Annotated in this window: 3 protein-coding genes, 1 tRNA gene and 2 pseudogenes; 5 read left to right on the top strand and 1 reads right to left on the bottom strand. The window is 34.8% G+C overall.

Annotation, left to right across the window (positions count from 1 at the left end; translation table 11 throughout):
- Nucleotides 1–166, top strand: a pseudogene (locus OUY_RS03955) (IS481 family transposase); the annotation flags it as partial.
- Between the two features lie 39 nt (nucleotides 167–205).
- Here OUY_RS03955 and tldD read toward each other — a convergent pair.
- Complete coding sequence (gene tldD, locus OUY_RS03950) at nucleotides 206–1,624, bottom strand: metalloprotease TldD (RefSeq protein ID WP_139686748.1); 1,419 nt, start codon at nucleotides 1,622–1,624, stop codon at nucleotides 206–208.
- Between the two features lie 62 nt (nucleotides 1,625–1,686).
- Between tldD and OUY_RS03945 the strand changes: the two genes are divergently transcribed.
- The 4 genes and pseudogenes from OUY_RS03945 to OUY_RS03930 all read left to right on the top strand — a co-directional run.
- Nucleotides 1,687–1,771: transfer RNA gene (locus OUY_RS03945), tRNA-Leu, on the top strand.
- A 62-nt stretch (nucleotides 1,772–1,833) separates the two neighbouring features.
- On the top strand, nucleotides 1,834–2,313 hold the full coding sequence (locus OUY_RS03940; RefSeq protein WP_139686747.1) for a hypothetical protein: 480 nt from the start codon (nucleotides 1,834–1,836) through the stop codon (nucleotides 2,311–2,313).
- A 1,043-nt stretch (nucleotides 2,314–3,356) separates the two neighbouring features.
- Complete coding sequence (locus OUY_RS06485; RefSeq protein WP_246038699.1) at nucleotides 3,357–3,872, top strand: hypothetical protein; 516 nt, start codon at nucleotides 3,357–3,359, stop codon at nucleotides 3,870–3,872.
- A 53-nt stretch (nucleotides 3,873–3,925) separates the two neighbouring features.
- Nucleotides 3,926–4,419 (top strand): annotated as a pseudogene (locus OUY_RS03930) (helix-turn-helix domain-containing protein); the annotation flags it as partial.

The following is a 4,419-nucleotide window of genomic DNA, read 5'->3' as shown; positions in this document are numbered from 1 at the left end:
GCATTCTTACAATAGATCTAGACCGCATTCAGGTAAATATTGCTATGGTAAGACTCCTATGCAAACCTTTTTTGATAGTATGCATATTGCTTATCAGAAAAATATTGATAGCATTAAACAGGATGCTGATTTTGGTTTTGACTTTGTTAATTCTTCTGTCAGTTAATTCATGCTTGTCAGATTAAGTCTAGACTATTACACCTATCTATATCTCAGTTCCACCAACAGTTATTGCATCGACCTTGAGTGTTGGCTGACCAACTCCAACAGGTACATTTTGTCCGTCTTTTGAGCACGTACCAACACCAGGATCTAACTTTATATCCTCACCAATCATTGATACTTTTTTCAACACCGTTGGACCGTCACCAATGAGTGTTGCTCCTTTAACTGGCTGTGTAATTTTACCATTTTCTATTAGGTAAGCTTCCGAAGATGAGAAAACAAATTTTCCTGATGTTATATCAACCTGTCCACCACCAAAATTTACTGCATATAGACCTTTCTTTACACTAGATATTATTTCTTCTGTTGTATGTTTTCCTGGTAGCATATAGGTGTTTGTCATGCGTGGCATGGTAACTTCTTTGTAACTTTCTCTTCTACCATTACCAGTTGGGCTTACACCCATGAGTTTAGCGTTCATATGATCCTGCATGTATCCTTTGAGAATTCCATCTTCTATAAGCACATTATAGCCAGGTAAAGTACCCTCATCGTCTATGCTAATAGAACCGCGCAAATTAGGCAGAGTTCCATCATCAACTACAGTAATGCCACTGGCTGCCACTTGTTTACCAATGGAATCTGAAAATGCTGAGATTCCTTTGCGATTAAAATCGCCCTCAAGTCCATGACCTACAGCTTCATGTAATAGTACTCCTGGCCAACCTGGACCTAGAACAACCGTCATTTCTCCAGCCGGAGCTGGAATTGCCTCAAGATTTACCAGCGCTTGCTCTAACGCTTGATTTGCAACTTCTTTCCACTTCTTCTCAGAAACAAACTTACTATAAGAGTCTCTTCCACCGCGCCCTGCAGAGCCTTTCTCAGCTCGGCCATTTTTCTCTAGGATGACTAATACATTAAAACGTACCAAAGGCCTAATATCGCTTAACCTGTGATCACCCTTTATTATTTGTACAACTTGCCATTCTCCACTTAGAGTTATTTTTACTTGCTTCACGTAGTTATTCTTGGACCTTACATACTCATTAACCTCATTGAGTAGTTTAATCTTTGAGTTCAGATCCATTTCATTTATGGGGTTAATCTTTGAATACAGCTCTCTTGTTCCCTCATTTAAGTTTATTGAATTTGTTTTGTTTAAAGATACTGAACTTTTCACTATAGAAGCAGCGTTACTAATTTCCTTTTCGCTAATTTCAGAAGAGCAAACAAAAGACGTACTATCCTCACAAAAGGACCTTAACCCAAATCCCCTTCTGATATTCAAATCCATGTGTTTCAATATGTTATCATCAAAAACCAGGGACTCTGACTGGCAAAATTCTAAAAATAATTCACCACCATCACTATCGCTCAAAGCGTTGTTGACTATTTTATATACATTATTAATATTAACATTGTTTTGAGCAAAAAATATTTGATCTAGATTTGGCATTACCTTTGAGCTAAAAATTGTTTAAGTATATTATTTAATTTTAACATAGTAAATCACAAAAAGCCCGGGTGGCGGAATTGGTAGACGCGCTAGCTTCAGGTGCTAGTAACTTTTTAAGTTGTGGAAGTTCAAGTCTTCTCTCGGGCACTCTATACTGATTTTTGAGTTAATTAATGCTATAATATAACATATTTACTATACTTAAGTTTATGAGTTGCGACAAAGAGAGGCTTGTTTACAGAAAGAAAATAAGAACTTATTCAAAACGCTTAGTTACTGCATTATCTATTGCTTCTTTGAGTCGGTACATAGCAGCATTAGCTTTGAATATTTCTGCCTTAAGCTTGTATTTTACTATTGCCAGCACTATACTAAGTGCACTTTCTCTTCTCTTAAATGTATGGTCATTAACTGATCATTTCAGGCAGCGTGACCTTAATAAGCAACTCGTTCCTCGGCAAGAGAAATTAATGAAGATCTGTCTTGATATTGCATCTAGCGTTTCATTTTTAATAGGAGGAATAATATATATATTGCCTCTCGAATCTCCTATTATTCCTTTCATTTCTACTGCTTTTTTTATTCTAGGCTGTACCTTTATGGCAACCAATTTCGTCTGTACTATGATTAGTCAGCTGCAAATAGATGAAAGTAATAATCTAAAATCTAGTAGTCATTTGAACATTTAATCCACGATAGCTGTCTAATTATCACATGTTAATAAATTAACTTATTTAACTTGACAAATTACGCCATCCCCCTTACTATGAAAGTAAGAGTATTTATCCTTGTTTTTAATCTCCGCGGATTTAATAACAAAATTCAGTAAAAAACTCAGATATTTATTGGCAAATTACATAAAAATTATAGCGGCTGCATGTCTTTTAAATTTTTTCTACATTCAGCCAAATCGCGCTTATTTTAAGCGTTAGCACATTATCAATTTACATTATTAAAACTCGCTATACGGGGTTTTTTTGTCTTTTTTTTATTTAGTAAATTTCTTAATATTTGTAGCTAAAGTAATTTTAGAGAGCCAGCGCGTGACGCTGGTTCCTGGATCCCAGTGTCGGAGCACTGGGATGACAACAAAGGGCTACTTGAATGATACCCATATTCCAGCATTTGATGCTGAAATCCAGAAATTTTTACTATAAACAAGCATATTGAGCACAAAATTATGCTAAAACACAACGTTTTTGAGATTACGGAAAGCCAGTGTAAGCTACTTGGATGACATCAAAGAGAGGGTACTGGGATTACACAAAAAGGGCTACTTAAATGACAAGATAGATAGAACTGGCATGAATTGGATTTGAGTAACTCAAATGACCAATGAAAACTGTAACCCTAAACATTGAAGCACTATTATGCACTAAATGATAACTTTCATACACTTGTCATGGTAGTCGTGAAAGAAATAATTCATACAATAAGCATGAATGAAAGAATTTACATGATTTGGAAATTTATATATTATAAAGTATTAATATTTAGTTAATTTATGAGGTGGAGGCATGGGCTATAAGCTAAGAAAAAGAGAATATGATTATAATGAAAGTTTATTTAAAGAGATAGGCATTTAAGTGCAAGAAGTAGAAGGTCGTAACTTCTTAGAAATATCTAATATAATAGCAAAAATTATAGAAGGTTATCAATAAAGTGTCACCCAGATAAACCAGGAGGTAGCGATGAAAAAATACAAGCCCTTAACAGAAATAAAGCAGCACTTTTGCAATATATTAAACCACTAAGTGAGAGGAATAAGGGATTAATCATTCCTGAAGAAATGCGAAGGTGTGTACAATTGATTAAGCAACGTCAGAATGATAAGCATACAAAGTATTATGTTGTTTTTAGTTTAGTAAGCTTCCTACTGTTCATCTCGTCATTAGTGTCGTATATTTACTTGGGGTGTAAGCTATATAAGGCTGCTAATTTTACTGATACACCTGGCATTTTGTTTAGTGCGAGCCTAATAACATTTGTTACAACTTTTTTCTTATCTATTTATTTGATATCACCTTTAATGAAAGAAATTGTAGATTTGCAAAATTCTCAACGGGAACAAGGTGAAAATTTAGATCAAGAAGAGAGATGGGAAGAAATATTAAAAAGTAAAAGATTTAAATATTTCATTTTTACTTCCCAATGTTCGAGTTATCTCCCTCCTATTTTATTAATAGCAGGTTTGGTGTTACAGTACCAATCTAGTTGCTTAAACTGTAATAGTCTAGACTTGATCTGACAAGCAAACAAAGTAAGATAAAAATATAGACAAGTTTTAAAGGAGTGTCAGATATGAATACAACACAAGAAAAAATACTAAAACCAAAGTTGGGATTGCTAGAACTTGCAAAGCAATTAGGAAATGTATCACAGGCGTGTAAAGTAATGGGATATTCAAGGGATACATTTACCGCTTCAAAGAACTGTATGAAACAGGAGGAGAAGAGGCTTTACACGAGATAAGCAAAAGCAAGCCATTGTATGCAAATAGAGTGTCGGAGGATATAGAAAAAGCAGTAGTTGAAATAGCAATAGAGTTTCCAGCATACGGACAAGAAAGAGCAGCAAACGAACTGAAAAAGAGAGGAATTCTCATCTCTGCAAGTGGAATAAGATCAGTGTGGCAAAGAAACGATCTTGAAAATTTTAAAAAGAGGTTAAAGGCATTAGAAGCAAAAGTAGCTCAGGATGGTATCATTTTAACAGAAGAACAGATAACAGCTCTAGAAAAGGCTAAGGAAGAAAAAGAGGCCCATGGAGAAATTGAAACAGAGCATCCAGGATAC

Source organism: Wolbachia endosymbiont of Leptopilina clavipes (assembly GCF_006334525.1).
Lineage (GTDB): Bacteria > Pseudomonadota > Alphaproteobacteria > Rickettsiales > Anaplasmataceae > Wolbachia.
This window is presented reverse-complemented; position numbering and strand designations above follow the sequence as displayed.